Below are 24,142 nucleotides of genomic sequence, written 5' to 3'. Positions count from 1 at the left end.
ACAAGGGTCAGGGTCATTGTGACGCATTTCGAATTGGCCCGTCGGGCCATTCTGTGAATATGACAACATCCCCTCGGAAGAGCGGCTCGACAGGCTACGCTCCTTCCCGCGCAGCGAGGCATGACGCCTGCAGCGGCTGCCTTGGCCTGCCGCGACCGGAGAACTCCACACTGCGCTTCCCCGCAGAACTTCCCTAAAGACGGTGTCTGTTCCCGTCACCCCGAACGTTTCCCGAGCCCCCGAGGACCTCGATGGTTGGTACTGGATCGTCATCCCAAGTCAGGCGGCCCGCCTCCACTCTCATATGGCTGGTCCCTCCTGTCGTGCTGGCGGTCTGCACGGCGACCGCAGTCTTCCTCGTGCCGACCCAAGTACGCATTCCGACCGCCTGGTGCGGCACGATGGCCACCATTGCAGTGGCCATCACTTCCTCGGAGGCGGTGCGGCGCGGACGTGTCATCAGCGGGCTGCGCCGGCGGTGCGCCGAGCAGGAGGCCATGTTCCGGCAGCAGCTGGCCCAACAGCAGGCGGAGAGCGAGCGGTTGGCCAGCGTCCTGCTGCCCACCGCGGTGAAGATGCTCGAACAGGGGGCCTCCGCAGAGGAAGTGCTGCGAGAAGTGGCACCGCCCTCGTCCGGCGCGGCCTTAGCGGTCGAGCACCAGTCGGTTCTGCGGTCAGTCATCAAGGCGGTGCAGGCGGAGGAAGGCCTGCGCGACTCCGCACACCGCGCGTTCGTCAACATCGCTCGACGCGTCCAGGCGATCGTGCACCAACAGGCCACCGACCTCCGGGATATGGAGGACCGGCACGGCAACAACCCCAAGTTCTTCAGCGACTTGCTGCACCTCGACCATGGAACGGCCCTGATCGGCCGCCTCGCGGACAGCATCGCCGTGCTCGGCGGCTCCCGTCCCGGGCGCCAGTGGAAAAACCCGGTCCCCCTCTACAACGTCCTGCGGGGCGCCATGTCCCGGATCATGGACTACCGCCGGGTGGACCTGCATTCGGTGGCGGACGTCGCGGTGACCGGCCCCGGCGTCGAAGCGGTCATCCACGCGACGGCCGAGCTGCTGGACAACGCGACCCGGTACTCCCCTCCGGAGACCCGGGTGCACCTGACCGCGGTGGAAATCCAGTCGGGTGTGGCCATCGAGATCGAGGACGCCGGTGTCGGCCTCACCGAGGAGGCTCGCCGCCGCGCCGAGTCGGTACTGGAACTGGCCAACCGCGGCCTCGACCTCAACGACCTGGGCGAAACCCCGCGGCTCGGCCTGTCCGTCGTCAGCCGGCTCGCCAGGGCGTACCAGTTCCGTATCTCGCTGAGGCCATCGGCTTACGGCGGCGTACGTGCGGTCCTGATCATCCCGAGCCACCTCGTCACGGCGAGCGCCACACCGGGCGGCGAGATCGCCCGCGCCGCGACGCTGCCGCCGCCGAAGCCCAGGAAGAAGCCCGGCCGACCGCTGCCGGAGCCGCCGCCCCTCGAGGCCACTCCCGTGGAGTCACACACCCTGGGCGGACTCCCACAGCGCCGCAGGCGCTCGCTGGGCATGGCCGCACGGGCCGCCGCGGTGGCCCCGGCGGACGGCGCCCACAACAAGCCCGCGGGCTCCGAGCCCACCCAGCCGGGCATCTGGCTGGCCGCCTTCACCAGTGCCCTCAAGGGCGACGAACCAAAGTCCGGCCGAGAGCCGATCAGTGATGAATCGTCAGACGAGAAAGAGTAGCCAAGTGACGCAGCAGCGGTTCAACATGGACTGGATGCTCAAGGATCTGGCATCCAGCGTTCCTCAGACCCGCCACGTGATCGTGTTGTCCTCGGACGGCCTGCGCATGGCTCAGCACGGTACGGACACAGATGCCGCGGACCGCCTGGCCGCGGCCTGTGCGGGTCTGCAGAGCCTGTCCACGGCGGTGGCCGCCGAATTCCCGCACGGGGACGGGCAGATGCGCCTGGTCGTTATCGAGGTCGACGGCGGTTTCTTCTATCTGATGGCGGCCGGGGCGGGAGCCTATCTGGCGGTGCTGGCCGACGACGACGTGGACGCCGGGCTCATGGGCCAGCGGATGCGCGACCTCGTGGCCCGTATCGGCGAGCACCTCACCAGTCCGCCGCGCGTCAACGGGCCGGTGGCATGAGCAAACCCGAAAGGGCATGGGACCCCGGCAATCCGGACCGCTTGTACATCGTCACCAAAGGCTGCGACGACACCGACAGGCCGACGTTCGGGCTCGACCTGGTGACGTTGATCGTTTCCCGGACCGAGACCGATCCCGGCCTGCAGCCCGAGCACGGAACCATCATCCGCATGTGCGACTACCCGCTCTCTGTCGCCGAGATATCCGCGTATCTCACGCTGCCCGTCAGCACGGTGACCGTCCTGCTCACGGATCTGCTCGCTCGCGGACTCGTGGAAGCCAAGCCGCCGGTCCCGATTGCTGCCCTCCCCGACGTAGGCCTCCTGGAGGCGGTGATGCATGGACTACAAAACCTCTGATCCACACGCTGGCCCCAGGAGGGAGGACATCCTCCCGGCCACCACGGCAGCAGCCGTGAAGGTGGTGGTCGTCGGCGGGTTCGGTGTGGGCAAGACGACCATGGTCGGCACGGTGAGCGAGATCAGACCGCTGACCACCGAGGAGACGATGACTCAGGCCGGTGTCGGCGTCGACGACCTCGCCGGGGTCGAGCAGAAGATCGAGACCACCGTTGCCATGGACTTCGGGCGTATCAGCATCAACGAGCAGCTGGTGCTGTATCTGTTCGGCACACCCGGCCAGGAGCGCTTCTGGTTCCTCTGGGACGGTCTCTTCGAGGGCGCGCTGGGAGCGGTTGTGCTGCTCGACACCCGCCGACTGGAAGTGAGTTACGAAGTCGTCGGCATCCTGGAGGAGCGCGGGGTGCCCTTCGTGGTCGCCGTCAACGCCTTCCCGGGAGCGCCGGTGCATCCCGTCTCCGAACTGCGCGCCGCCATGGACCTGCCCGACTGCGTCCCCATCTTCACCTGCGACGCCCGCGACCGGGCGTCCTGTCGGGACGCCCTGATGACCCTCATGCGCTACCTGTACGACCTCGCACACAAGACCCCGGAGCCACAGTGACCCCACCCGACGAACCCTCCCGCGCCGACTCCGCGCTGGCCGCTCCCCCGCCGCAGTGCCCTGCGCACGCGTACGGTGCGGGGGGTGTGGCCCGGTTGTATGGGACCGCCGCGGAGACCGACCCCATGGGGCTGTACGAGCAGCTGCGCGAGCGGCACGGCGCGGTTGCGCCGGTGCTGCTGCCCGGCGATCTGCCGGCCTGGCTGGTCCTCGGTTATCGTGAGGTCCTCGACGTCGCTCGTACCCCCTCGCGCTTCTCCCGTGACCCGCGGCTCTGGCGCGCCGCGCGCGAGGGCAAGCTCACCCCGGAGCATCCACTGGCCCCCATCTCCGTCTGGCAGCCCATCTGCGCCTTCGTCGACGGCGACTTGCACGAGCGGTGGCGCGGTGCCATCAACGACTCCCTGGCCCGCTTCGACCGCCGTGGCGTCCGTCGTCACATCACCCGATTCGCCAACCAATTGGTCGACGGCTTCTGCGCCTCCGGCAAGGCCGACCTCGTGCACGCCTTCGCCGAGCCACTCCCCATGCTGGTCATGACCCAGCTGCTCGGCATGTCCGAGGAGTACGGACCGCGCCTGGTCCAGGCGGCCCGAGACATGCTCAAGGGCACGGAGACCGCGGTCGCCAGCAACGAGTATGTGATGGAGTCCCTGCACAAGACAGTGGTCCGCAAACGTACCGACCCGGGACCTGACTTCACCAGCTGGCTGCTGGAGCACCCGGCCAAGCTGTCGGACGACGAGGTGCAGCAGCATCTGCGCCTGGTTCTGATCGCGGCGTTCGAGACCACTGCGAACCTCATCGCCAACACCCTGCGTCTGACGCTGACCGACCCCCGGTGCCGCGCAAATCTGGCCGGCGGCCATATGACGCTCCCCGACGCTGTCGAGCAGACCCTGTGGGACGAGCCGCCGTTCAACGCCGTCCTCGCGCGCTGGGCGACCCAGGACACCGAGCTCGCGGGCCAGCAGATCAAGGCGGGAGACGCCTTGGTGCTGGGATTCGCCGCAGCTAACGTGGACTCGGCGATCCGGCCCGATCCGACAGCCCCTGTCCACGGCAACCGCTCCCACCTCGCCTTCAGCGGAGGCCCGCACGAGTGCCCTGGCCAGGACATCGGCCGGGCCATCGCGGACACAGGCATCGACGCGCTGATGAGCCGGCTTCCCGACATCCGGATGGCAGTCGCCGAATCCGAGCTCAACTGGGTCGGCAGCTTGATGTCCCGTCATCTCACTGCTCTGCCAACGGAGTTCACGCCACAGGCCCCACAGCCACCCGTAACACCCGTGCTGACGAAGGGGGATGTGCCAAGTACGCAGCCCTCCACACCGGCCCCCGCGCCCGACTCCCCGGCCCCGGCCTCCTGGTGGAGGTCCCTGACGCGATGGCTCTTCCGACACTGAGCCGAGGCGTCGAGTTGATCCCGCCACCAGGCCGCGGACGGTATCGGCAGGGGCCCGGTGGCAGGATCACTGGGTGCGTCCCGCCAGGAGGTCGCACCCGCTCGAAGCTACGCGGTCGAGATCACGTCATTGAAGTGATTCTGGCCGGATTGGCTTGTGTCACCTCCTTGGCGCGGTGTTGGTGACGAAAGGCGAGCAAGCAGGCCAGGTAGACGGCGCACATCACCACTGCAGTGCAGATCGTGAACCGGAGCATCCCCGACCCCGCCAGGCCCGAGGCGGGGGGCGGATATTGGATGAACGCGAACCAGCAGCACACACTGGTGACGAGATTGAGGGCGTTGCCGGGGATGGACTGCCCGCGCAGGCTCTGCCGGTGGTAGAGCATCATTGGGGACATCGTCGCGGTGGCGGCCTGGCAGAGCAGCGAGGACTGGACTCCCCATGTGTCGTGCGTCAGATGCTCGAACTGGAGCATCCCCGCTCCGGCCATGAGCATGAACGCGGCGACCATAGCGTAGAACACGCCACGCGGCAGGTGCGGGAACTCTGCGGGCCCGTATATGGCGACCTGGGCGAATACGAGCAGGTGCCCTCCAATGTAGACCGCGAACAGCCACGTGGGCAGCGGCAGCCAGGAGTGGTAGTGGCCGGTGACGTAGCGGGCGTCCCAGAACGGCGAGAGCGCCACCCCCGCGAGCGGGACACAGTAGGTTCGGTCCTTGTATCCACGCCGGATATTGAGGGCGTATCCGGCGACGAACGACACCAGTGCGGCAGTGACCCACCCCTCATACATGGCTATCGGCCCTCTGCCAGGACAGATGCAGCTGTACGGTCACGTCGTCGGCGCCGTGGGAGAGACTGTAGCGGGGGGCCCTGGAGTTTCGGATGACACCGCCGGTGAGGGCGTAGTGCGCGGCGTTCAGCCACCAGTCGATCCCGGGGCCTTCGACCTCTCGCAGGTGGCGTTCGACCGTCAGCCAGCGGTCTAGGTGGGCGTTGTGCAGGTCGCAGGCGATGTCAAAGGCCTCGGGGATGGTGCAGTGCCGTTCGTGGGCGAGCGAGGTGATCAGGTTGTACCACCTGTTGTGGAGGTCGGTGGTATAGGAGAAGAGTTCGTTGTCGATGACTCCGAGATCGACGAACAGGCGCCAGAGTTCCTGGAATTCCTGCTGCTCAAAGATTGCGGCGGGGAGTTCACGGCCATACATGAACTCGATGAGATCGGCGATGATGTGCATGCCGACGGTTTGCCGGCGTACGGCGAGGAGTTGCTCGACTCCTGTGTAGATGCCGGTGGCCTTCATGGCTTCCGCCTCGTCGATTACGGAGATTTCCCAGCCGCGCATGTGGTTGGCATACCGCTCGACCCAGCGTCCGCTCATGAGGGAGCGCAGCTCTGCCCCGTAGTCCGTCCACGCGCGCATCTCAGGGTCTTCGGACGGATAATCGCCGTGGCCGTCGAGGATAGCCTGCCTGATCCAGGACTCACGCCCGTAAGCTCCAACCCCTTCGTACTTGTTGTCGTGCAGGTACCACAGACCGCAGAAGGCGGCCATGATCGGCATGCGTTCCCGGAGCCCGAGGGGATAAAAGTCGGCGGCTACATGCCCGTTGACCTGGCTGAGGTTCGCCTCCCTGAGCGCGGCGGTCTCGAGCAGTCCATGGCTGGCCAGCCAGCCGCAGGAGAGGCGTTCGGGCTCTTCGTGCAGCTCGGGGTCCGGAGCAAGGACCCACTCATCGGGGTAGTGGAGGATCGCGTGGTGAGTGCTCACGTGGATCACTTCCCTTGATCAAGCCTGTCGACCTGTCCAGAACAAGGCGACGAGGGCGGGGCGGATCGTGTTGTGCGACTGCATTCGGACGCGTACGAACCTGGGCTTGCTATCGGTTGGGGCCGGCTCGACGGGGCGCGGCAGGGGGCGATGCGGCCAGCAGGCCGGGCCTCCAAGCCGGCCGAGTGGGCGGCTATGTACTCGGCAAGGGTGCCTAAGCGGGTCTGTAGTAGCCGTCGCTGACTGTCGTCCACTCGGGGCGGCACAGGAAGTGCTCCCGGATGCCGAACCAACCGCCCGACTTAAGAGCTTTGGCCACGACAGTGAAGAGCCGTTCGCGGCCCGTGCAGCCGGAGCTCTCGATGGCCACGGCTGCGTCGTAGATGCGTTCCTCGCGCAGGCCGTGGATGTCGCCGAGGTCGGGGGTGACCAGTCCTCCGCCCCGACCTGGTGGCCCAGTAGATGGAGCCGCCGCCCGGGCCGCAGCCGATGTCGAAGAGGCGGGCCGGCAGATCCTTCGGGAATCCCCAGGACCGGGCGGCGTCGTCCAGGACCGCCTCCTGGGAGGCGCGCAGCCGGTCCCGGATCACCTTCTGGGAGACCGTGGTGTCGGGGGTGATCCCGGGTTCGAAGATGCCGACGTGGAAGTGGATGCGCGGGCCGGGGCCGTATTTGTGCAGGATGTCGGCGGTCTTCCGGGTGTAGTACGAGGGCACCTGGGTGTCACCACACACCGCTTCGGACGCAGCGGCCTCATCGGCAACAAGGTTGTCCATGGGTTCCCTCCGGGACATCGGCTGTCGGTGGACAGTGGAACAAGGAGGTGGAGAACGGAAGGAATGCTCGGCGGTCCCCTCCGGCAAGGGGAGTGCTGATGGATCACACCTGCGAGTCACGCCGCCCCCCGGCACAAGCGACCAGCATTCCTGTCCAGTTTTGCCCGCTACCTGCCCAAGACCCATCGGCGATAACCCACGTTACGTACCGCCGTGCGCCTTTCTGAAGCCGTGCACCCAGACCGCTTCTCTTCGTTCTAGAACAGATTGCGCCGATGTTGTATCGCGTAGCGACCAGAAAGGCTGAAAGTTGCACGCTGTTGTCGGGGTTTTGGCCTGTCCGGGAACCGCTATCCGGACGCACGGCATATGGCTGGATCTCGCTCAGGCGTATGGTGTGCAGGCGATCGAAGGGGGCGCTACCACTTCCGGATTCACGCCCTTTTGCCCCGCCCTACGGTTACCCAGGGTACGCAGCGTGTCGCTACCGGTGCCCCCTGTGTCCAATCGGGTACCTCACGCACACTGGTCCCTGGCCGGAAGCGGCAGCATCGCAGGCAGGCATGAGGGAGGCGCCCCATGGCGGACAAGTCACCGGCTGCGCGCGGGGGGCGGTTCTTCGCCGCCCCGTGGCGGCGGAGCGTGCTGGCGGCTGTCCTGGGAGCGCTGCCCGCACCCGCCTTCCCCGAGCCGTCCTGGTGGTGGCTGGCCTACATCGGGCTGGTGCCCTGGCTGCTGCTGGTCCGCTCGGCGCCCACCAACCGCCGGGCGGCGCTGGAGGGTTGGCTGGGCGGCGCCGGGTTTCTGCTGGTGGTGCACCACTGGCTGCTGCCCAGCCTGCATGTGTTCATCCTGGTGCTGGCCGCGCTGCTGGGGCTGCTGTGGGCGCCCTGGGGGCTGGTGGTGCGACGGCTGCTGGGCGGCTCTCCGGGGCCCGGACGGGTGGCGGTGGCGCTGGTGGTGGTGCCCTCGCTCTGGCTGGCCATCGAACTGGTGCGGTCCTGGGAGTATCTGGGCGGCCCCTGGGGGCTGTTGGGCGCCAGTCAGTGGCAGGTCGCGCCGGCGCTGCGGCTGGCCTCGGTGGGCGGGGTGTGGCTGGTCAGCTTTCTGCTGGTGGCGGTCAACACGGCACTGGCGGCGCTGGTTTCGGCGCCCAGGGCCCGGATCGCCGCGCTGGCCGGGCTGTCCGGCTGTGTCCTGGCGGGCGCCGGGGTCTGGTGGTGGGCGCCACTGCCCCGGCCGGCCGGCACGGTACGGGTGGCGCTGGTGCAGCCGGGAGTGGTCGACGGAGCCGGCCCGCGGTTTGACCTGGAGGAGCGGCTGACCCGCCAACTGGCCGGTCAGCGGGTGGATTTGGTGGTGTGGGGGGAGAGCAGCGTGGGGGCGGATCTGGGCGACCGCCGGGATCTGCGGGACCGGCTGGCCGCCCTGTCCCGTACGGTCGGTGCCGATGCGCTGGTCAATGTGGACGCCCGGCGCTCGGACCGGCCCGGAATCTTTAAGAGTTCGGAGCTGATCGGACCGAATGGGCCCACGGGTGACCGCTACGACAAGATGCGGCTGGTGCCCTTCGGTGAGTATGTGCCGGCGCGCTCGGTGCTGGGCTGGGCCACCTCGGTGGGCAAGGCGGCACAGGAGGACCGGATGCGCGGCACCGGGCAGGTGGTGATGAGGCTGCCGGACGGGCTGCGGGTCGGTCCGCTGGTGTGCTTCGAGTCCGCGTTCCCCGATATGAGCCGCCATCTGGCCGCGGAGGGGGCCCAGTTGCTGGTGGCCCAGTCGGCGACCTCCACCTTCCAGCACAGCTGGGCGCCCGCCCAGCATGCCTCGCTGGCCGCCCTGAGGGCCGCCGAGACCTGGCGGCCCATGGTGCACGCCACACTGACCGGAGTGAGCACGGTGGCCGACGCGCGCGGCCGGACGGTGGGCCGGCGGCTGGGCACCGACGCCCGGACGGCCGCCGTGTACCAAGTGCCGCTGGCCCGCGGCACCAGCCCTTATGTGCGGTTCGGTGACTGGGTGGTCTATGCCTCGCTGGCCGTGCTGGCCGGGTATGCGGTGGTGGAGGTGGTGCGGGGCGTCCGGGGCCGGCGGATGTGACACGGTGGGGGCTTGAGCGGGCGGCGCGATCCCGTGTCACCCTTGAGTGGAATTCCCAACGGGCGTGGTTTGCCTCATGGTTGGCGAGTGTCTCGGATGCCCGTGGTGGCGGCCTTGGTGCTGGTGACGATGACGACCGCCGCCGGCTGTGTCGCCCTGTCCCCGCAGCCCGCCCGCTCCGGCGGGGTCTCCCATGTCACCGAGCCGCGCCTCGGGCAGGAGCCGGCCCGTGAGTCGCTGGCCGACACCGGTGACGGGCGGTCCCGCGATCCGAATCCGGGCGGCGCGGCCCCGGATTCCGCGCGGCCGGCCGGGGTGACGCCGGGGCCGTCGGGGGCCGCGTGGCCGGATGGCGGCCGGGGGCCGGGGGCCGGGGGCACCACCGGCTCGGAGTCCGGTCGCCCTGACTCCCATGATTCCCAGGGGCGTTGGGGGGAGCCGTCCGGCTCGGCGCTGCCCACGGTGCGGGTGCCGGGACCCGACCACCGGGTGACGGTGCCGGCCGCCCCGCCGCCCGCTCGTCCGGCGCCCCCGCCGGCGCCCGCGCCGCCTCCGCCGCGCGCCGAGCCCCGTCCCGCGCCGGAGCCCCGCCCTCCGGCACCGGCCCCGGCGCCCGGGGCCCGTCCGGGGATGTGTGCCCTGGGTGAGAGCTATGGGCACTGGCAGCAGGGCGGGGACGCATCACGGATCTGCCGTCAGGTGTATGGGCGTTGAGCCGCCGTCCGGGTAGCGGGCGGCCAGCCGCCGGACGATGTCGCCCAGGGCGGCGCGCAGTTCGGGTGGTCCCAGTACCTCGGCTTCCAGGCCGAGTCCCAGCAGGTCGTGGACGGCCACCTGGAGGCTCTCCACCGGCAGCGTCACGGTGACCCAGCCATCGGCACCGGGCGGCCCGGCACCGTCCACCGCCCGCTCCCCCACGGCTCCGAACTTGGCGGGCAGCAGCCGCAGGCCGCGTGGGGAGAGCCGCAGCCGGGCCTCGCCGCGGATACGTCCGGCCTCCATGGCCCGGGCCGATTCCCGCCAGACCGCGGCCAGCTCGAAGTCCGCCGGGCGCTCAAAGGTCTCCTCCAGGGCCTCGGCGTCCGCTACCCGGCCCACGCGGTAGGTGCGGGTACCCCGCTCCGTGGCCGCCACCAGATACCAGATGCCGCCCTTGAGCACCAGCCCCAGCGGCTCCACCGTGCGGTGCGCCTCACCGGACCAGGAGCGGTAGCGCAGCCGCAGCCGGCGTTGCCGCCAGACCGCCTCGGCGATCGGGCCGAGGTGGGGTACGGGGTCGCCGGCGCGGAACCACGCCGGGGCGTCCAGGTGGAAGCGCTCCCGGATCCGGCGGGCGTGCTCGCCCGGCCCGTCGGGGAGTGCGGCCTGCAACTTCAGCTGGGCGGCGGTGAGTTCGGCGCCCAGGCCGAGCTCGGCGGCGGCCTGGGGCAGGGCGGCCAGCAGCAGTGATCCCGCCTCGTCGCCGGTGAGGCCGGTCAGCCGGGTGCGGTAGCCGTCCAGCAGCCGGTAGCCGCCCAAGGGGCCCCGGTCGGCGAGCACCGGGACGCCGGAGGCGCTCAGTGCCTCGATGTCCCGGTAGACGGTGCGCACCGAGACCTCCAGTTCCCGGGCGAGTTCCGGCGCGGTCAGCCGGCCCCGGTTCTGGAGCAGCAGGAGCAGGGAGAGCAACCGGTCGGCACGCATCGCACCATTGTCGCCGGTACCTGACAGAGGATGTCAGGTACCGGCGACAGGCTGGGGTGCACACCGGGCGGATGGCTCGGTTGGACACCGGGCGGATGGCCCGGTGTCTCCCGGACGAAAGGACGCCCCCCCATGACCGCTTCCGCCCATGGCACCTTCCGCTACTCCCACTGGGACGAGCAGCGGCAGGCGGAGGACCTGCCCATCGCCCGGGCCTCGGTGCGCAATGACTTCACCGGAGTGATCACTGCGACCGGGATCTGTGGCTACACCTTGGTGTACCGGGACGACAAGTCGGGCGAGTTCTCCGGCTATCAGCATTTCACGGGTACGGTCGACGGCCGGTCCGGGAGCTTTGTGCTGAGCGAGCACGGCACCTTCGATGTGCAGGGCACGGTGCGCAGTTCCTTTGTGGTGGTGGCCGGTTCGGGCACCGGGGCGCTGACCGGGCTTGCCGGGCACGGCGGTTATGTCGCCGGGCCCGGTGTCCAGGCCATCGCCTATGACTTCACTCCGGAATGGAGCTGACCGCTCAGACCGCCAGGTCCGGGATCCGCCAGTCGATGGCCTCATGGCCCTGGGCGGTGATCGCCTCGTTGATCTGGGTGAAGGGGCGGCTGCCGAAGAACTTCTTGGCGGACAGCGGGGAGGGGTGGGCGCCCTTGACCACCACATGGCGGTCGGTGTCGATCAACGGCAGTTTCTTCTGCGCGTAGTTGCCCCACAGCACAAAGACCGCCGGGTCCTGGCGGGCGGCCACCGCGCGGATGACCGCGTCGGTGAACTTCTCCCAGCCCTTGCCCTTGTGGGAGTTGGGCTCCCCGCCACGGACCGTGAGCACCGCGTTGAGCAGCAGGACGCCCTGCTGGGCCCAGGGCATCAGAAAGCCGTTGTCCGGTACGTCATAGCCCAGTTCCTCGCGCATCTCCTTGTAGATGTTGCGCAGGGAGGGCGGGGTCTTGACGCCGGGGCGGACGGAGAAGCACAGGCCATGGCCCTGGCCGGCGCCATGGTAGGGGTCCTGGCCCAGGATGAGGACCTTGACCTGGTCGTAGGGGGTCGCCTCCAGGGCTGCGAACACCTCGCCGCGCGGCGGGTACACCGGCGCCTTCGTGCGCTCCTCCTCCACGAACTCGGTGAGCTCCTTGAAGTACGGCTTCTCCAGCTCTTCGCCGAGTACGCCGTGCCAGGACTCGGGCAGCACGTCAGTGACGGTCACGTCAGCAACCTCCGGGGTTCGTTCCGTTCTCGGTGACGAACTTACCGGGGGCCACTGACAATGGTCCGCCCACGGGGTCCTGTCCGAGCTCGCCCAGTGCCCGTCAGAACCCGGCGTTGAGGAAGAGGCCGCCGTCCGCCACCAGGGTCTGGCCGGTGATCCAGGCCGCCTGGTCGGAGAGCAGGAAGGCGGCGGCCCCGCCGATGTCCTCGGGCACCCCCAGACGCCCCAGCGGGTAGTGGGCGGTGACCTCCGCCTCCCGGCCCTCGTAAAGGGCGGCGGCGAATCTGGTCTTGACCACCGCCGGGGCGATGGCGTTGACCCGGACGTCCGGTGCCAGTTCCTGGGCCAGCTGCAGGGTGAGGTTGATCATGGCGGCCTTGCTCATCCCATAGGCGCCCACAAAGGGGGAGGCGGCCAGTCCGGCCACCGAGGCGATATTGACGACCGCCCCGCCGTTGTCCTTCTGCCAGGCCCGCCAGGTGTGCTGGGCAAAGCCGAGGGCGGAGATCACATTGGTCTCGAAGACCTTGCGGACCACGGCGAGGTCCACCTCGGCGACCGGGCCGAACACCGGGTTGGTGCCGGCGTTGTTGACCAGGTAGTCGACCCGGCTGTAGGTCTCCATCGCCTGCTGGACCGCGTGCGCCTGGTGGGCCTCGTCATGTGCCTTGCCCGCCACGCCGGTTGCCCGGTCCGCGCCCAGCCGCTGCACGGCCTCCTGGAGGGCCTCCTCATTGCGGCCGGTGATCACCACCCGGTCTCCCCGGGCGACGAGCGCCTCGGCGATGCCATAGCCGATTCCCCGGCTGGCGCCGGTGACCAGGGCGACCCGGCCGCTGTCCGCCTGCTGCTGTGCTGCCATCCGTCCGTTCTCCATAGGTCAGTCGAGCGGGCCGCCGGCCACGTACAGCACCTGGCCGGAGATGAAACCGGCCTGCTCGCCGGTGAAGAAGGCGACCGCGTGGGCCACGTCCGCCGGCTGTCCGACCCGCTGCACCGGGATCTGGGTGGCGGCCGCCGCCTGGAAGTCCTCGAAGCCCATGCCCACCCGGGCGGCGGTGGCGGCCGTCATATCGGTGGCGATAAAGCCCGGGGCCACCGCGTTGGCGGTGACGCCGAACTTGCCCAGCTCGATGGCGAGCGTCTTGGTGAAGCCCTGCATGCCGGCCTTGGCGGCCGAGTAGTTGGCCTGGCCGCGGTTGCCCAGGGCGGAGCTGCTGGAGAGGTTGACGATCCGGCCGAAGCCGGCGTCCACCATGTGCTTCTGGCAGGCGCGCGACATCAGGAAGGCGCCGCGCAGATGGACGCCCAGCACCGTGTCCCAGTCGCTCTCGCTCATCTTGAACAGCAGGTTGTCGCGCAGCACCCCGGCGTTGTTCACCAGGATCACCGGTGCGCCCAGTTCCTGGGCGACCCGGGCGACGGCGGCCTCCACCTGGGCGGCGTCGGAGACATCACAGCCGACGGCGAGCGCGGTGCCGCCGGCCTTCCGGATCCGGTCCACGGTGTCCGCGCAGGCCGCCTCGTCGAGGTCGAGCACGGCGACCGCGCGGCCCTCCTCGGCCAGTCGCCGGGCCGTGGCGGCGCCGATGCCACGGGCCGCGCCCGTGACGATGGCTACGCGCTGCTCGGTGGTGGACATGCGGGTTCTCCTCACCTCGAAGGTGGTGCACCAGCGGCTCACCGGCGGGGGAGCACAGGTGAGCAACTGCTCAGTAGCGTCGGCGATCAGACGCTAGAAGCACCGCCACCCGCTGTCAACGCCCGGACCACGGTGCGCTGTCGGTCGCCGGCCCGGGCCCTGGGCCGGCCCCTGGCGGGGCTCACCTGACCAGCAGGTCCAGCAGCCGTTCCGGCTCGCCCTGGACGTCCGCGGTCAGGCCGGTGTGCACCGGGCCGGGCTGGACGACGGTGCTGCGTGGGGCGATCAGCCAGCGGAACCGGCGGCCGGGGTCGTCACAGGCGGCCTGTCCGGCCCGTTCGCCGCCGGCGCAGACGCCCTCGACGGCGTGCAGCGCGGCGCGCACCCCGGCCACGTCCGCGGCGGGGTCGAGCGCCAGCAGCCGGGCCTCGTCCAGGTGGATCCGGGCCGCCACAAAGGACCGCGCCTGGCAGTAGACGACGACACCGGCGTTGATCTGCTCGCCGCGCTCCACGCGGGGGACCACGCGCAGCAGCGCGTACTCGAAGACCTCGCGGCCGTTGTGCTGTGTGGTGGTGTTCATCGTGCCGACTTTCCGGTGTTCCTGTTCAACCTGACCCGCACCCACTCCGGCGCCTGCGAGGGCTTGTCCTTGCTGCGCTCGCCGAGAGTGATCCGGTTGCCGATGGTGGCGGCCCGGCTCAGCAGCGTCCGGGCGTAGGCCCGGCGTACCTCCTCCGGTCCGTCGAAGCCCGGTTCGTCCGCCAGCCATTCCTCGGGCACATCGGCCACCACCTCGGCGAGCAGGTCCTCGGTGATGAGCGGGGCGAGGTCGGCCGCGGCGGCGGCGAGATCCGGCTCAAAGGTGGCCAGCACATGGTCGGAGGCGTCGTACCCCTTGCCGGCGGCGGCCGCCGCGGTCGGCCAGTTGTGGTGCCAGATCATGGTGGCGCCATGGTCGATCAGCCAGAGTTCGCCGTGCCAGACCAGCAGGTTGGGGTTGCGCCAGGAGCGGTCCACATTGCCGATCAGGGCGTCGAACCACACCACGCGCCCGGCCTCGGCCGGGTCGGTCTCGAAGGCCAGCGGGTCGAAGCCCAGGGCGCCGGGGAGGAAGTCCATGCCCAGGTTGAGACCGCCGCTGGCCTTGAGCAGCCCTTGCACCTCCGGGTCGGGCTCACCGCGTCCGATGACCGGGTCCAGCTGGATGCGCACCAGATCGGGTACGCGCAGACCCAGCCGGCGGGCAAGTTGCCCGCAGATCACCTCGGCGACCAGGGTCTTGCGGCCCTGGCCGGCGCCGGTGAACTTCATCACATAGGTACCGAGATCGTCGGCCTCGACGATGCCGGGCAGTGAGCCGCCCTCACGCAGGGGTGTGACATAGCGGGTGGCGGTGACTTCTGGCAGCATTTTCCCAGGCCGTCCTGCTTCTCAATCTTGCGTTCGACAGCGGAGGCTGGCCAGAGCGAGATGGGAAGTCGGCCGCCAATCAACCCTGGGGAGAATCCGGGGAGTTTCGGCTGGCACCCTGATCCCCTTGTCTCCCCAGCAGTCCGTCGATGGCGGTGCGACCCTTGCTTCCGGCCTCCGGCATGAAGTGAGCATAGTAACCGAGCGTGATGGCCGGCGAGGACTGCCCGAGCCAGCGCGCCAAGGTCACCACGGACTCCCCCGCCTCCGACATGACGGAGGCATAGGTGTGCCGCAGCACATGGAATCCGTTCTTCGGCGCTGCCTCCCATTGCCAAGGTTTCGCACCGCGCGGGCGCGGCGGGATGACGCCGGCCGCGCCCCCTTCGGCAGGGCGAAGTACAACTTCCCGTTGATGGCCTGAACTTGGCGACGGACATGAAGGGCCCCCGGGCATAGTCGATGTCCTCCGGGCTCAACCCGAAGACTTCACCTTGACGCAGTCCGCACCCCAACCCAAGGACAACCCAAGGACGACGGATATCCGGTTCCGCGGGCCGATCACTTCCTGGACACGAAGGGCCGTCTCCAGCGACCACGCCTCGCGCCGCTCCCGCGGCGCCTTGGGCCACCGTACGGACTTCGCATGCATCGGGTTCCCGGCGAGCCGCTTGTCGTCAACGGCCGCCGGGAACCACGCCGCGCCGGCCGGGCTGCTGGACGCCTCCGCCGAGGCGGGGGCCACCTGGAACGCCCCTGCCCAGTGTGAGTGGCTGCGCGCAGGGGCGTTCCACTGGCTGGGAAAGCTGTTGCGCCGCGGTGGCTTCCGCTGGAAGCGCACCCGCGACAGTGTGCGGCACCAGGCCGACCCTGTCCCCCAGCAGGCCGCCCGAGCCCGGCTGGAGGACTTGCGGCCTTGCGGCAGGAGGCGGACGCCGGCGGCCGGGATCTGATCTTCCTGGACGAGTCCGGTTTCGCCCCCACTATGCCCACCGGCTACACCTGGTCACGCATCGGACAGCGGGCCGTGGTGCCGCGGGAGGACACCCGCAACCGCCGCGTCAACGTGCTCGGCGCCAAAATCGTCGGCACCCGTCCGGACCTGGTCCGGCAGCGCACCGACGGGAAAATCGACGCCGTCATGCTGCTGGACTTCACTTGCGCGCACCTGGCCGGGCTGCCCGGCGGGGCCGCCGCCCTGGAGCTCGCCGCCGACAGCCTCGGCGCCGGCACGATCCCCCTCTGGCGACGGCCCCGACCGTGCACCGTGGTGCTGGACAACGCCTCGGCGCACACGGCCCGGATGTTCAAGGGCCGACGCGAACAGCTGGCGAAGACCGGAGTGGAACTGCTTTATCTGCCGCCGCGCAGCCCGGAGCTGAACGACATCGAACGCATCTGGCGCGCGGCGAAGTACAAGGACTACCCGCAGCGCGTCCGGACCAGCATCGACGCCATCGGCCAGGCTGTCGGCAAGGCCATGACCCGACAACGGGACCGGATCCGTGAATCAGCAAGGAACGTCGCCCAAGCCGCTCAGCCTTGCGTGCCGTTCTGGTCGACGGGGTACAGGCCGAGCCTGCCGTCGGGGTCAGCCGGGTCGGTGCCCTTGACGTCGCCGACGTAGAGGCTGATGCGGGCCTTGTAGCGGTCGAGGGCGGCGCGGTCGCTCATGAACTTGCCGAGGCCGAGCGGGTTCATGTTCTGGTAGTCGAAGATGCCCTTGCGGCCGGCCGGGGCGGGGACGTCGGTACGGGCGCTCCAGCCGTAGGCGTTCTGCTGGTACTGCTTCGACAGGATCCAGCTCATGTACAGCTTGGCGGCGGCCTTGTGCTGGGCGTCCTTGAGGATGGCGCCGGTCTGCGGCCACGCGACCCAGGGGGACTTCTCGGGGATGCTCGTCTTCGACAGTCCGCTCGAGCTGCCCGAGCTGGCGAAGTTGGCCACGTAGCCGTCCTTGCCGACCTGGGCGGCGGCGTCGGCGGTGCCGCGGACGAACTTGGGGTTCTGGGCGCGCAGCTTCTTCAGGTAGTCGAAGCCGTACTTGTCGGTGAGCTGCTTGAAGTAGTAGAGGACGGCGTCGTCGTCATTGGGGTAGGTGAAGACGAGCTTGTTCTTGTACTCAGGCTTGAGGAAGTCCTTGGCTTCGACAGGGGCGTTGCTGCCGAGCGTCGTCGCGGTGACGTCGGCGAAGCCGATGAAGTACAGGCCGGTGTAGTAGCCGTCCTTGTCCTTGATCTTGTCGTAGACCTTGTTCCAGCCGACCGGCTTGTACTTCTCCAGGGCCCCTTCCTTCTTCCAGCGCGGGAAGTCGTCGAGGGTCTGGAGGTGGACGACGTCGGCCACGACCTTGTGCTCGGCTATCTGGTTGTCGAGGCGCGCGTCGTGGTTCTTGCTGAAGTCGACGACGGTGTCGACCTTCATCTTGGGGAACTGCTTGACGAACGCGTTCTTGAGGTAGTCGGCCTGACCCGGCTTGTCGCCGCCTGCGTAGACGACCAGACGGCCGCCCTCGGCCACGGCCTCCTTGTACAGCTTCTGCAGCTGCGCGTCCTCGCTCGCACTCTGCGACGCGGGGCGGGCGGAGGGGGTGGCGGCGGCGACGGTGGCACCGCTCGCGGCGAGCACGCCGAGAGCGACGGCTGTGGCCCAGACCTTCCGGGTGGACTTCACGACAACTCCTTCACGAGGGGGAAGCAGAGATTCTTGAAACTTCAAGGATCTCCTCAAGGTGCACCCTAGGGCGATCTTCTTGAATATTCAAGAAACCCTGGCCGGCCACTCCCCCTACCACCGGGCAGACCGGGGCTCAACGGCGCGGACGACACCTCCGTCGGCGGCTGAACACCGCTTCGCTCGGGCCGTTCACTCTGGCCCCGAGAGACCGGCGGAATCGATGCCGGGCGGCTCACCCCGACTGGGCGGTCTCCCAGCGCACGACTACATACCCGTTACGGCCATTGCTGCCGCTGCCGAAGTCGTCACCGCGGGGCCGCCCGCGCCGCCCTGACCCGCGGTCTTCACCATGGGCCCCGGCAGGCCGGCTTGGTAGCCTCGCAGGCCGCCGGCGCCGGCGGTGTGACCGCGGGCGTCGCCTCCACACGGAGCGACCAGGCCCTTTCCCCGCGAATCCATTCCCGCCGGCGCGCTGCACAGATACCCGCCGCCCCCGGCACCGGGCCGACACCGTTCGCGAAGCCCCCGGCGCCACCACCGTCGTTCCGGTTACCCGGGGTGCCGGTGCCATCACCCCCGATGCCGCCCGTTCCCCCTTTCCCGTGTGCCCTGATGATCGCTCCGGTCGCGCAATGAACTGCGGGGATTCACGCCGCTTCACGCGAACGGGAGCCTCCGCCAAGCCCCGCGCTCCATGAGTAACGGCAACACCGGTAGCCAAGTGGGCACTTCCGCCCTCACCCTCGACACCCAGAACACGCACCACATCCGGCAAGGGTGCTCCCGTGCGCCGCCGGGCCGATGTGGCGGGCAACGTGCCCAGCGAGGCCGGCAGACGGCCGTGGCAAAGGTCAGTTGGGGATTCTCCAGAGAGTGAGCTGGGTGTCGAACTCGGGCAGTTCCGCCCGGCGGACAACGTCCTTGATCTCGATCATGGCCAGGTTGTGTTCGGTGGTGATGGTGCACAGCACCATGCCCTTGTGGAGGGTGGTGCCGTCGATCAGGTCCTTCTTGGCGATGTCGGAGGGCAGGACATCGGTCTGCGCCCCCGCCAGGCACTGCTGGTAGGTGGTGCCGCTGCTCACCCCCGTGGGTGTGACGAAGTGCAGCCGGTGGAAGATGTCCGGCCCTCCGTCGATGTTGTCGTAGTAAAGCTCCACCACTCCGGCCGTGTGGGAGTTGTCGGTGGTGGTCTGTGGCACGTCCAGGTCCGCGAAGAGGGTGTTGCCACTGGGCGGGCGGAGGGTCAGCGGGCGGGCTGCGAAGACAGGGACGGCCGGGACGGCTGAGGCTGTCGCGCCGGTGGAGGAGCCGGACGGAGTGCCGGCGGAGGCGGACGGTGAAGCGCCCCGGGCGGTAGCGGCCGACGGGGGGCGCGGCGTGCCGGTCGCCCCGCCATTGCCGCCCGTCCCCCAGTGCAACGCCGCGCCGATCCCAAGGACGGCCAGGCCGGCCCCGGCGAGCACGGACGTACGGCGGCGGCGCCAGGCCGACGCGGGTTTATGCCTCACCGCTTCGGGGACGGGGGACGCCGGTGGCGTCGGAATGCCGGCTTCCGGCCGCATCCAGTCGCCGGGCACCGTGCCGGACACCGTGCCCGGAGCGTTCGGCCCGGGCAGTCCGGTCGTGGACGGTGGCTGGGTCAGGCCGTCCGGACCCGCCGTCACCGGCCCGGCCTCGGTACGCAGCGGGGTGTCGGGCAGCGCTGCCACGGTCTGTTCTCTGCGGGTGTTCTCGGCAGCGAGGGGAGCGGGCAGCCAGCCCAGGAAGCCGAGCGGCTCTCCCCCGCACGCCTGTGCGCAGATCGCCGCCAACTCGCCTGGCTCGGGACGCCGTTGTGGATCGGCGTCCAGGCAGCGATCCAGCAGCGGGTGCAGGGCGGCGGGGTAGTCGCTGAGATCGGGAGGGCTGGCCGCGGCGTTGCCGATGCGGTGGGCCAGGGTGGTCGCCTGGCCGTCGCCGAAAGGGTGGTGACCGGTGGCGGCGACCGCCACGACCAGGCCGAGGGAGAACAGATCGGCGGCCGGGGTGAGCGGCTCGCCCGCCACATGCTCGGGAGCCATGTACTGCGGGGTGCCCACGACCCCTCCGCTGCGGGTCAGTTGTGTGGAGTCGGCGGCGCGGGCGATACCGAAATCGATGACCCAGGGCCCCTCGGAGCCGATCAGAATATTGCTCGGCTTCAGATCCCGGTGGATGATTCCGGCCGCATGGACGGCACGCAGCGCCTCCGCCACACCGCCGGCCAGCCGCAGCACCACCGGGACCGGCAGCGGCCCATACGCCTCCAGGGCGGACGCCACCGAGAGTCCCGGGATATAGGTGCTGGCCAGCCATGGCCGGGCGCCGGTGGTGTCATGGTCGACGACCGGCACCACATGATAGCCGCGCACTTGGCGGGCGGCCCGGACCTCCTGCTGAAAGCGCAGACGGTACTCCTCGTCGTCCGCGAACTCACGGCGGATCACCTTCAGCGCCACCGGCTGCCGGCCCCGGGTACGGGACAGGAACACCGACCCCATGCCTCCCTCGCCGATCCGGGCCAGTAGCCGGTAGCCCGCCACTTCCCCCGGATCGCCGGCCCTCAGCGGGCTCAACTGTCCTGCTTCACCTGGGTAATCGATGCGAATCCCCTCCCCGGTCGCACTGAGGGTGCGATGCTACCGGCAGAACGAGGCCACAGTGGCCGAAAACACTGTTGTGCCACACACGCATTGATGCTCCATACCGCATCGGGCCCCACACAAGGCGGTCCATGACGCCGGAGGGACGATGGAAGAAAACCTGCCGGGTTCGGCCCTGGCGGCCGACTATCTGGTCGACCTGTCCAATGTGGTACGCGACCGGTCGCTCGGCGGACCGGGGCCGCGGTCCCTGCACCGATTCCGCCTGGTGATACGGGCGTTGGTCCACATGACCACGGACTCCCGGGTCGCCGTCCACCCGGTGGCCGACACCAGTCTGCTCGGCGGAGCCCGGGAATTCGCCGACCGGCGGGATGTGACGGTCCTGCGACGGTGGATCTCGGCCGGGCTGGTCGAGGAGGTCGATGACGCCGACCAGCGCATGCTGGAACTGCTGGAACTGACCAGCGCGGCCGGCACCAGGGCCATCACCGGCGACCGCTTCGTCGGCCACCGCCGCGAACACCCCTGGCTGCAGGGCGACAACGACCGATTCCTCAGACCGGTGCCCACACCGTCCGGGTCCGTGCGTCTCGTTCCGCTGGAGATGGGCATCAGCGTGGATGCGGAGATCTCACGGCACGAGGAGCTCGCGGCGTTCAAAAAACAGGGGCTGCTGAGAAATTCCCGTCGGCCACCGTCCACCGTGGTCAACCGCTTCTGGCGCTGTCCCGAGCGCCGCTGCACCCTCTACGACGCCCACAGCGGACGGGTGTTGCTGCCTCGCCTGCGCGGCGGTGTCCCCACCTGTGAGGTGCACGGCCTCCCGCTGGCCGATGCCGGCGCCCGGCCGGCCATGGCCCAGCTCAAGCTCATGGTGGACGGCATCTGCAAGGCCCGCTATACGGTCGAGGAAGGCACCCGGACGGGTATCGGCCGCAACCCCACGGCGGGAATCGCTCTTTACGATCTGCTGCCTGACCGGCTGGCCCCACGCATCAGCCGGGAGCATGTGATCGTCTCCACTGCCGGCGGCATCCTGCTCGTCCGTGACGTCAGCACCTATGGCACCCGGATGCGCACCCTCAACCGCCATGGCCGGCTGGGCCCTTGGGCTCGTCTGCCCAACGGCCAGAGCCGGCGCTTCGCCCCCGGGGACGAAGTCGAACTCTCCCCCGGCGTGGTACTGACCCGCAGCGGACGACGTTTCCCCGCCGAGCTCGCGGCGGCATGGCAGACCCCCGACGGCAAGCCGTCCCCGCCGACGGCGGCATCACAGACCACCTCCCTCGGCTGAGCCGCAGGGGATGCCACCGGGTAACCGGACGCCCGCACAGGGTGGACGGGGTGAGCGGGCGGACGACGCCCCGGAGGGGCGAGCCCGCCCACTCCATGAAGTGGCCGCGCCGCAGCTTGGGACGCTGCGTGGATGGGAAGCAGGCCTGGGAATTACCTGGAACTCCCGGCCGCCTCAATGGGCACGAGCCATGAAGCAGCCGCAAGGCCAGGCCACGGGGCGGTGGGCGGACCGGCCGCAGGGGCCGTTGAACACGGGGGCGCGTCGGTGCGTACGGCCGTCTGCACAGCCGGTCGAGTATCCGTCGGGTACCTGCCGGGGTACCCGTCGCCGGACACTTCCAGCACCCAGGGGGCCTATATGTCTGGTTCATCAGGTTCATCCGCACCTGCTCCGGAAGGGCGGGAGAGCACCACCCGGCGTGCCGTGGTGCTGTCGGCGGGAGCGGCCTCACTGGCCGTCGCACTGACGGCGTGCGGTGGTTCCGGTGGCGGCCAGGAGAGCAAGGGCAGCGCGAGCGGCACAACCGAACCCACGGACACGGGGTCACCGGCGACCAGCCGGGCTCCCTCCGATGCGGCTCCCTCCGACGCGGCCCCCTCCGATGCGGCGCCGACAAGTCAGGCATCTTCCCGCCTTCGGGCGGGCTCGGTGCCGGCGGCGGAGATCCCGGTGGGCGGCGGAAAGGTCTTCGCGGACCGGGAGCAGAAGGTAGTGGTGACCCAGCCGTCCAAGGGAGATTTCAAGGCGTTCTCGGCGGTCTGCACCCATGAGGGCTGCACGGTGGCATCGGTGTCCGACGGGGTGATCCAATGCCCTTGCCATGGCAGCGAGTTCGACATCAGGGACGGCAGCGTGCGGCGGGGCCCGGCCCGGCAGCCACTGCCCGCGCGCAATGTCTCGCAGCGCGGGGACTCACTGCTGCTGGAGTGAACGGCCGCCGGGGGCGGCCGCCTTGCGCCGTCCATCGCCGGCACCGACCATTCTGACATGACGTCAGGTATGGACGGCCAACGACGCGGCCGGGCGGTAATGATGACCGGGCCGGAACTGGACGCCTTCCTCGGTGAGCAGCGTGTCTGCCGGGTGGCCACCACCGGACGGGACGGTCGGCCGCATCTCAGCCCACTGTGGTTCCTGTGGCACGAGGGGTCCCTATGGCTCTACTCCCTGACCCACAGCCGGCGGTGGGCCCAACTGCGCCATGACCCCCGGGCGGCGGCGGTCGTGGACGACGGGGTGACCTTTGGGGAACTGCGGGGCGCGGAGCTTTCCGGGACGGTCACCGTGGTGGGCGAGGTGCCGCGCGCCGGTGAACGCCAGGATGAACTCGGCACGGTGGAGCGCCTGTTCGCCGCCAAGTACTTCGGGCGGATCACCCTGCCGTACGACGGGCGGCATGCCTGGCTGCGGCTGCGCCCGGATTCGGTGGTCTCCTGGGACTTCCGCAAACCGGCCGGCCCCCTCGGCCGCACCGGCCCGCGGGGCCGGCCCTAGCCCGCGACGGCCGCCCCGGCCCTGGACAGGGCCTCGACCACCGCCCGCACCGAGGGCCTGCGGTCGGCGTCCTGCCGCCAGATCGCATACACATGGCGGCACATGGCGTCCTTCACCGGCACCACCCGTACGCCTTCGGGCAGCGGCCCACGGCCCAGACGGGGTGCCACCGCCACACCGAGGCCGACGGCGACCAGGGCGAGCTGGGTGTGGTGTTCATCGGCCATATGCGCGATGCGGGGCTCAACTCCCCTGGCCCTCAAGGTGGACACCAGCCAGTCGTGGCAGAACGCCCCGCGCGGCCAGGAGACCCAGTCGTCTTCGGCGAAGTCCTCCAGCGCGACCTCGTCCCGGTCGTGGAGCGGATGCCCGGCGGGCACCGCGACATCGGCGGGGTCGTCCAGCAGCCGCACCCGGCACAGCCCGTCCGCCAGGGGCATCGGCTTGTTGCTCCAGTCCAGGACCACGGCGACGTCCAGGTCACCGCGCAGCACCCGCACCACCGCGTCATCGGGGTCCATCTCCTCCAGATGGGCCCGCAGTTGGGGGTGGGTGCGGCGCAACCCGGCCAGGGCGGCGGGCATCATGCCGCGGGCGGCGGTGGGAAAGGCACTGATCAGCACCTCACCCACGGCCTGGCCGCGCTGTGCCTCCAGGTCGGCCTGGGCCAGCTCGACCTGGGAGAGGATGCGCGAGGCATGGTCGGCGAGCAGCCGTCCCGCATCGGTCAGCCGCACCCCGCGGCCCTGCTTGGCCAGCAGCTGCTGGCCGGTCTCCCGCTCCAGCTTGGCCAACTGCTGGGACACCGCCGAGGTCGTCACATGCAGCCCGTCCGCGGCGCCGCTGACCGAGCCATGGCGGGCGACGGCACTGAGGGTCCTCAGACGCTCCAGGTTCAACATGTAAGCGATGCTACGGGATCT

Annotated in this window: 25 protein-coding genes; 13 read left to right on the top strand and 12 right to left on the bottom strand. The window is 69.8% G+C overall.

Going from position 1 to position 24,142, the window contains the following annotated elements; genetic code table 11:
- The first annotated feature begins 251 nt into the window (after positions 1–251).
- From ACIHFE_RS28435 to ACIHFE_RS28415, 5 genes are read left to right on the top strand one after another with little or no spacing between them, the layout of a single operon-like run.
- Positions 252–1,727, top strand: coding sequence for a sensor histidine kinase (locus ACIHFE_RS28435; RefSeq protein ID WP_400110989.1), 1,476 nt, complete (start codon positions 252–254; stop codon positions 1,725–1,727).
- 4 nt (positions 1,728–1,731) lie between these two features.
- Positions 1,732–2,139 carry a roadblock/LC7 domain-containing protein gene (locus tag ACIHFE_RS28430; RefSeq protein ID WP_400110988.1) on the top strand — a complete coding sequence of 136 codons (408 nt, stop codon included), beginning with the start codon at positions 1,732–1,734 and terminating at the stop codon, positions 2,137–2,139.
- Complete coding sequence (locus tag ACIHFE_RS28425; RefSeq protein ID WP_400110986.1) at positions 2,136–2,498, top strand: DUF742 domain-containing protein; 363 nt, start codon at positions 2,136–2,138, stop codon at positions 2,496–2,498. Before ACIHFE_RS28430 ends, ACIHFE_RS28425 begins: the two co-directional genes overlap by 4 nt.
- A complete protein-coding gene (locus ACIHFE_RS28420) occupies positions 2,479–3,102 on the top strand; it encodes a GTP-binding protein (RefSeq protein WP_400110984.1) in 624 nt (207 codons plus the stop codon). The genes ACIHFE_RS28425 and ACIHFE_RS28420 overlap by 20 nt, the downstream gene beginning before the upstream one ends.
- Positions 3,099–4,511, top strand: a complete 1,413-nt coding sequence (locus tag ACIHFE_RS28415) for a cytochrome P450 (protein WP_400110982.1) — start codon at positions 3,099–3,101, stop codon at positions 4,509–4,511. The genes ACIHFE_RS28420 and ACIHFE_RS28415 overlap by 4 nt, the downstream gene beginning before the upstream one ends.
- Before the next feature lie 121 nt (positions 4,512–4,632).
- On the opposite strand, the gene ACIHFE_RS28410 is transcribed toward ACIHFE_RS28415, so the two are convergent.
- From ACIHFE_RS28410 to ACIHFE_RS28400, 3 genes are all read right to left on the bottom strand, one after another.
- Positions 4,633–5,280, bottom strand: coding sequence for a hypothetical protein (locus tag ACIHFE_RS28410; protein ID WP_400110981.1), 648 nt, complete (start codon positions 5,278–5,280; stop codon positions 4,633–4,635).
- A gap of 22 nt (positions 5,281–5,302) precedes the next feature.
- Complete coding sequence (locus tag ACIHFE_RS28405) at positions 5,303–6,289, bottom strand: terpene synthase family protein (RefSeq protein ID WP_400110979.1); 987 nt, start codon at positions 6,287–6,289, stop codon at positions 5,303–5,305.
- Positions 6,290–6,591: 302 nt separating this feature from the next.
- Positions 6,592–7,065, bottom strand: coding sequence for a hypothetical protein (locus ACIHFE_RS28400; RefSeq protein ID WP_400110977.1), 474 nt, complete (start codon positions 7,063–7,065; stop codon positions 6,592–6,594).
- A 579-nt stretch (positions 7,066–7,644) separates the two neighbouring features.
- On the opposite strand from ACIHFE_RS28400, the gene lnt reads away from it, so the two are divergent.
- Both lnt and ACIHFE_RS28390 read left to right on the top strand, forming a co-directional pair.
- Complete coding sequence (lnt, locus tag ACIHFE_RS28395; RefSeq protein ID WP_400110975.1) at positions 7,645–9,165, top strand: apolipoprotein N-acyltransferase; 1,521 nt, start codon at positions 7,645–7,647, stop codon at positions 9,163–9,165.
- An 87-nt stretch (positions 9,166–9,252) separates the two neighbouring features.
- A complete protein-coding gene (locus ACIHFE_RS28390) occupies positions 9,253–9,879 on the top strand; it encodes a hypothetical protein (RefSeq protein ID WP_400110974.1) in 627 nt (208 codons plus the stop codon).
- Here the strand turns inward: ACIHFE_RS28390 and ACIHFE_RS28385 are convergent.
- Complete coding sequence (locus ACIHFE_RS28385; protein WP_400110972.1) at positions 9,847–10,848, bottom strand: helix-turn-helix transcriptional regulator; 1,002 nt, start codon at positions 10,846–10,848, stop codon at positions 9,847–9,849. The genes ACIHFE_RS28390 and ACIHFE_RS28385 overlap by 33 nt on opposite strands.
- Before the next feature lie 132 nt (positions 10,849–10,980).
- Between ACIHFE_RS28385 and ACIHFE_RS28380 the strand changes: the two genes are divergently transcribed.
- On the top strand, positions 10,981–11,376 hold the full coding sequence (locus ACIHFE_RS28380) for a DUF3224 domain-containing protein (protein ID WP_400110970.1): 396 nt from the start codon (positions 10,981–10,983) through the stop codon (positions 11,374–11,376).
- A 4-nt stretch (positions 11,377–11,380) separates the two neighbouring features.
- Here the strand turns inward: ACIHFE_RS28380 and ACIHFE_RS28375 are convergent, their stop codons facing one another.
- The 5 genes from ACIHFE_RS28375 to ACIHFE_RS28355 form a co-directional block, all read right to left on the bottom strand.
- Positions 11,381–12,067: a uracil-DNA glycosylase gene (locus ACIHFE_RS28375; protein WP_400110969.1), complete on the bottom strand. Its 687-nt coding sequence runs from the start codon at positions 12,065–12,067 to the stop codon at positions 11,381–11,383.
- A gap of 103 nt (positions 12,068–12,170) precedes the next feature.
- The gene (locus ACIHFE_RS28370; RefSeq protein WP_400110967.1) at positions 12,171–12,932 is read right to left on the bottom strand and encodes an SDR family oxidoreductase; all 762 of its coding nucleotides are present in this window, start codon (positions 12,930–12,932) and stop codon (positions 12,171–12,173) included.
- 18 nt (positions 12,933–12,950) lie between these two features.
- The gene (gene fabG / locus ACIHFE_RS28365; RefSeq protein WP_400110965.1) at positions 12,951–13,712 is read right to left on the bottom strand and encodes a 3-oxoacyl-ACP reductase FabG; all 762 of its coding nucleotides are present in this window, start codon (positions 13,710–13,712) and stop codon (positions 12,951–12,953) included.
- Between the two features lie 181 nt (positions 13,713–13,893).
- The gene (locus ACIHFE_RS28360; RefSeq protein WP_400110963.1) at positions 13,894–14,295 is read right to left on the bottom strand and encodes a DUF3037 domain-containing protein; all 402 of its coding nucleotides are present in this window, start codon (positions 14,293–14,295) and stop codon (positions 13,894–13,896) included.
- Positions 14,292–15,125 (bottom strand): HipA family kinase, encoded by an 834-nt coding sequence (locus tag ACIHFE_RS28355; protein WP_400110961.1) that lies wholly within the window; start codon positions 15,123–15,125, stop codon positions 14,292–14,294. Before ACIHFE_RS28355 ends, ACIHFE_RS28360 begins: the two co-directional genes overlap by 4 nt.
- A 671-nt stretch (positions 15,126–15,796) precedes the next feature.
- Between ACIHFE_RS28355 and ACIHFE_RS28350 the strand changes: the two genes are divergently transcribed.
- Complete coding sequence (locus ACIHFE_RS28350; RefSeq protein WP_400110959.1) at positions 15,797–16,078, top strand: hypothetical protein; 282 nt, start codon at positions 15,797–15,799, stop codon at positions 16,076–16,078.
- Between the two features lie 32 nt (positions 16,079–16,110).
- Positions 16,111–16,752 carry a transposase gene (locus ACIHFE_RS28345; protein WP_400110957.1) on the top strand — a complete coding sequence of 214 codons (642 nt, stop codon included), beginning with the start codon at positions 16,111–16,113 and terminating at the stop codon, positions 16,750–16,752.
- On the opposite strand, the gene ACIHFE_RS28340 is transcribed toward ACIHFE_RS28345, so the two are convergent.
- Together ACIHFE_RS28340 and ACIHFE_RS28335 are read right to left on the bottom strand one after the other, a co-directional pair.
- Positions 16,662–17,798: an ABC transporter substrate-binding protein gene (locus ACIHFE_RS28340; protein ID WP_400110955.1), complete on the bottom strand. Its 1,137-nt coding sequence runs from the start codon at positions 17,796–17,798 to the stop codon at positions 16,662–16,664. The genes ACIHFE_RS28345 and ACIHFE_RS28340 overlap by 91 nt on opposite strands.
- An 854-nt stretch (positions 17,799–18,652) precedes the next feature.
- Complete coding sequence (locus ACIHFE_RS28335; protein ID WP_400110953.1) at positions 18,653–20,398, bottom strand: protein kinase; 1,746 nt, start codon at positions 20,396–20,398, stop codon at positions 18,653–18,655.
- 175 nt (positions 20,399–20,573) lie between these two features.
- Here ACIHFE_RS28335 and ACIHFE_RS28330 point away from each other — a divergent pair, with 175 nt between their 5' ends.
- The 3 genes from ACIHFE_RS28330 (at position 20,574) to ACIHFE_RS28320 (ending at position 23,219) form a co-directional block, all read left to right on the top strand.
- A complete protein-coding gene (locus ACIHFE_RS28330; protein ID WP_400110952.1) occupies positions 20,574–21,722 on the top strand; it encodes an FHA domain-containing protein in 1,149 nt (382 codons plus the stop codon).
- A 672-nt stretch (positions 21,723–22,394) separates the two neighbouring features.
- Positions 22,395–22,655: a Rieske (2Fe-2S) protein gene (locus ACIHFE_RS28325; protein ID WP_400110951.1), complete on the top strand. Its 261-nt coding sequence runs from the start codon at positions 22,395–22,397 to the stop codon at positions 22,653–22,655.
- 57 nt (positions 22,656–22,712) lie between these two features.
- Positions 22,713–23,219: a pyridoxamine 5'-phosphate oxidase family protein gene (locus ACIHFE_RS28320; RefSeq protein WP_400110950.1), complete on the top strand. Its 507-nt coding sequence runs from the start codon at positions 22,713–22,715 to the stop codon at positions 23,217–23,219.
- On the opposite strand, the gene ACIHFE_RS28315 is transcribed toward ACIHFE_RS28320, so the two are convergent.
- Complete coding sequence (locus ACIHFE_RS28315) at positions 23,216–24,121, bottom strand: LysR family transcriptional regulator (protein WP_400110949.1); 906 nt, start codon at positions 24,119–24,121, stop codon at positions 23,216–23,218. The genes ACIHFE_RS28320 and ACIHFE_RS28315 overlap by 4 nt on opposite strands.
- Between the last annotated feature and the right edge of the window lie 21 nt (positions 24,122–24,142).

The sequence above is a fragment of the Streptomyces sp. NPDC052396 genome (genome assembly GCF_044593195.1).
In the GTDB taxonomy this organism is placed as follows: Bacteria; Actinomycetota; Actinomycetes; order Streptomycetales; family Streptomycetaceae; genus Streptomyces.
Note: the sequence above shows the minus strand (reverse complement) of the source record. Positions and strands in the feature narration are given on the sequence as shown.

Excerpts from the sequence above, each read along its gene's own strand:
- ACIHFE_RS28435 (WP_400110989.1), top strand. The coding sequence starts at position 252 with ATGGTTGGTACTGGATCGTCATCCCAAGTCAGGCGGCCCGCCTCCACT.
- ACIHFE_RS28425 (WP_400110986.1), top strand. The coding sequence starts at position 2,136 with ATGAGCAAACCCGAAAGGGCATGGGACCCCGGCAATCCGGACCGCTTG.
- ACIHFE_RS28420 (WP_400110984.1), top strand. The coding sequence starts at position 2,479 with ATGGACTACAAAACCTCTGATCCACACGCTGGCCCCAGGAGGGAGGAC.
- ACIHFE_RS28400 (WP_400110977.1), bottom strand. The coding sequence starts at position 7,065 with ATGGACAACCTTGTTGCCGATGAGGCCGCTGCGTCCGAAGCGGTGTGT.
- lnt (WP_400110975.1), top strand. The coding sequence starts at position 7,645 with ATGGCGGACAAGTCACCGGCTGCGCGCGGGGGGCGGTTCTTCGCCGCC.
- ACIHFE_RS28385 (WP_400110972.1), bottom strand. The coding sequence starts at position 10,848 with ATGCGTGCCGACCGGTTGCTCTCCCTGCTCCTGCTGCTCCAGAACCGG.
- ACIHFE_RS28380 (WP_400110970.1), top strand. The coding sequence starts at position 10,981 with ATGACCGCTTCCGCCCATGGCACCTTCCGCTACTCCCACTGGGACGAG.
- ACIHFE_RS28370 (WP_400110967.1), bottom strand. The coding sequence starts at position 12,932 with ATGGCAGCACAGCAGCAGGCGGACAGCGGCCGGGTCGCCCTGGTCACC.
- fabG (WP_400110965.1), bottom strand. The coding sequence starts at position 13,712 with ATGTCCACCACCGAGCAGCGCGTAGCCATCGTCACGGGCGCGGCCCGT.
- ACIHFE_RS28360 (WP_400110963.1), bottom strand. The coding sequence starts at position 14,295 with ATGAACACCACCACACAGCACAACGGCCGCGAGGTCTTCGAGTACGCG.
- ACIHFE_RS28355 (WP_400110961.1), bottom strand. The coding sequence starts at position 15,125 with ATGCTGCCAGAAGTCACCGCCACCCGCTATGTCACACCCCTGCGTGAG.
- ACIHFE_RS28345 (WP_400110957.1), top strand. The coding sequence starts at position 16,111 with ATGCCCACCGGCTACACCTGGTCACGCATCGGACAGCGGGCCGTGGTG.
- ACIHFE_RS28330 (WP_400110952.1), top strand. The coding sequence starts at position 20,574 with ATGGAAGAAAACCTGCCGGGTTCGGCCCTGGCGGCCGACTATCTGGTC.
- ACIHFE_RS28320 (WP_400110950.1), top strand. The coding sequence starts at position 22,713 with ATGACGTCAGGTATGGACGGCCAACGACGCGGCCGGGCGGTAATGATG.
- ACIHFE_RS28315 (WP_400110949.1), bottom strand. The coding sequence starts at position 24,121 with ATGTTGAACCTGGAGCGTCTGAGGACCCTCAGTGCCGTCGCCCGCCAT.